We start from the raw sequence: 2,463 nt of genomic DNA on the forward strand, positions 1-2,463 counted from the left end.
ATCGGCAGTTGTCTCTAGAAAATTCTCCATATCAGTTAACTTATTACTGTGAAGAATCAGATTTTGCCGAAGTAGATAAACAGAATTTTTACCCTGAAAATAAAAAGTAAAACTATTACCCACCCCAGGGAAATAATTAGGGCTTGCTGATAAAATATAAAAGCACTGATAGATAAAGGTTTTAGCCTTTTTAGGTTGAAAAAAATGCCTGGTTTTCAGTTGAAAACCCTCAAAACTTTAGCATAAAATGCAGAATAATAGCAGAAAAATCACTCTTACAAATATATCCAACTATCTCCTAACTACTCTCTACTCCCCCACTCATCTACTCCTGAAAAAGACTTTTTCAGCAAACCCTAATTATCGGCGGTTATCTCCAGAAAATTTTCTCTAGTCATCAACAATAAGATTATTGATTACCCATCCACATTTATCCGTTAATTCATCCCCATCAATAGTCATATTTTCCAAAAGCAAATAAACCGAATTTTTACCAGCGAGTGAAAAATTCAAGTCAGACAAATCTCCAGGAAAATAATTATTGGCAGTTGTATCAAGCAAATTTCCTTGCTCATCTAAAGAAGAAAACGCAAGAGACAAACCATCACATTCTTGATTCAGAAAATTCAGTTTACCAGTAATTTTTACTGATTCGGATATTTGCCCTAAATAGAGAAAATATTTAGAGGTTTGTTTAGTAGTATCCGAGGGGTCTGTCATTAATTTATAACCATTTTCAGAAATTTGAGTAACTGCCGAATAATTATAAGTAATATAAGGAGATTGATTTAAACTCATCCAGTCTAACTGTCTACCTGGACGTTGAGGAATTTGTTTTTGTACTGCTGATAAAGTTTGTACAGCAGTCGCTACAGAAGTAGGGCGAAATCTTTGATAAAAACTGACAGTAATTCCACCATCTAAGATAAATTCTTCTGGCAATTTTCGGAAATCTTGAGCAATGGGAAAATTTTGAGTAAAAGCATCATAGACAAACTTAACTAAATCTTGTTGCCCTGGTTTTAAGACTTGTTCATCAGTTAATAATACTTTCTGAAATGGGTGAGCAATAACTATATATTGTGCTTCTAATAATTCTGGCAATGGGTAAGTATCGCGGGTGTCAATATGTGGTTTACTTATTGCTCTTAAATTCGGCCAAGTTTCAGGATTAATTATCCGATTAGCGTTTCTAATAATATTGGCATTAAAAAGATTTGAGGAAGCAGCTACATATACTAATTCTCGATTTTTGGCTAATTTACTTAGATAATCGCTCAGACGTAAAACTTCATCATAGTCGGAACGAATTAATGGAGAAAAATTAGTGGCAAATAATGGTCGTAGAGAATGATGAAATTTGCCAATTGTAGTTATGCCAAGGAAAAAATTTCCAAGTAACAATATTCCCGTGAGACTTAAAATGATTAATCTAGTTTTGTCTGGAAAAATATTAATGGTCGTCCAGATAAATGAAGCTAATCCTAAAACTATTATTGGCGTAAAATGTAGAGAGTAATGAATATTGCCATAACGGAGTAAAATCAACCATTCAGCTAAAGAAAAAAATCCGAATAATAAGAGAAAAATAGTAGTGGATGGAATTAAATATTTTGTCAGAACACCAACAGAAAATCCTGTGGCAACTAATAGTAAAGTTATTAATCCATAAAAACAGGCATAACGCCAGAAAATGTCAGGTATTGATAAACTCCAAGCAGCATAAAGAGTTCGATAATTTTCTGTCAAAGAACTTTGGATAAAACCCCAAGCAAAAATTGATATAGTCAGGAAACTACTGAGAGAAATCAGACTAATTTTAATGGCGCTTTCTAAAAGTCTTTTCCAGGAATTATTGACAGAATTGAAAGTAGTCAAAAAGTTAATCATAGTTTGGCAACTAACAGCAGCAAGAAAAGCTATGGCGCTATAAGCAAAATGTCTCCTTAAAACAATAGATATGCCCAAACATAATCCAATGACAGGAATTTGCCACCAAGCAGTCAATCTAATATTTTGTAAGTAAATTAAAATCGCCAATAAAATAAATAAAGTCGCTCCAATATCAGGATATCCTCTTAAACTCGGACTCCAAGTCATAGGTATTAATAAAGCGATCGCTACTGTTGACCAAAATACCCACCGAGAAGGAACTGGAATTAATTTTGTCGCGATAGAACCGACCAGCAAACTAAATGGTAATAAATAGACCAGATTAATACTCAAAATATAAACAATTCTTTGATTACCAAACAGATAAAGAAATGGAATTAACGGCAGCACAACCAAATAATTTTTCTGTTGAGATAAAGAACCTAAAATATCATCAATAGCTCTTTGAGGTGATGCTCGAAATAAATTTGTTAAATTATTTGCTGCGTTCTGATATCCCACAAAGTCCCACCAATAAATTGTATGTTCATGAGATATATATATTGATGTTATGACAGTAATTATCAAAAC

The 2,463-nt window shown here is 32.9% G+C and carries 1 protein-coding gene; it reads right to left on the reverse strand.

All coding sequences use genetic code 11. The annotated features are described in order from the left end of the window. Positions 1 to 390 precede the first annotated feature (390 nt). On the reverse strand, positions 391 to 2,463 hold a 2,073-nt coding region (locus tag F6K13_RS28295; protein WP_287289177.1), incomplete at its 5' end, for a hypothetical protein.

The sequence above is a fragment of the Okeania sp. SIO2B9 genome, assembly GCF_010672505.1.
GTDB classification, from domain to species: Bacteria; Cyanobacteriota; Cyanobacteriia; order Cyanobacteriales; family Microcoleaceae; genus Okeania; species Okeania hirsuta.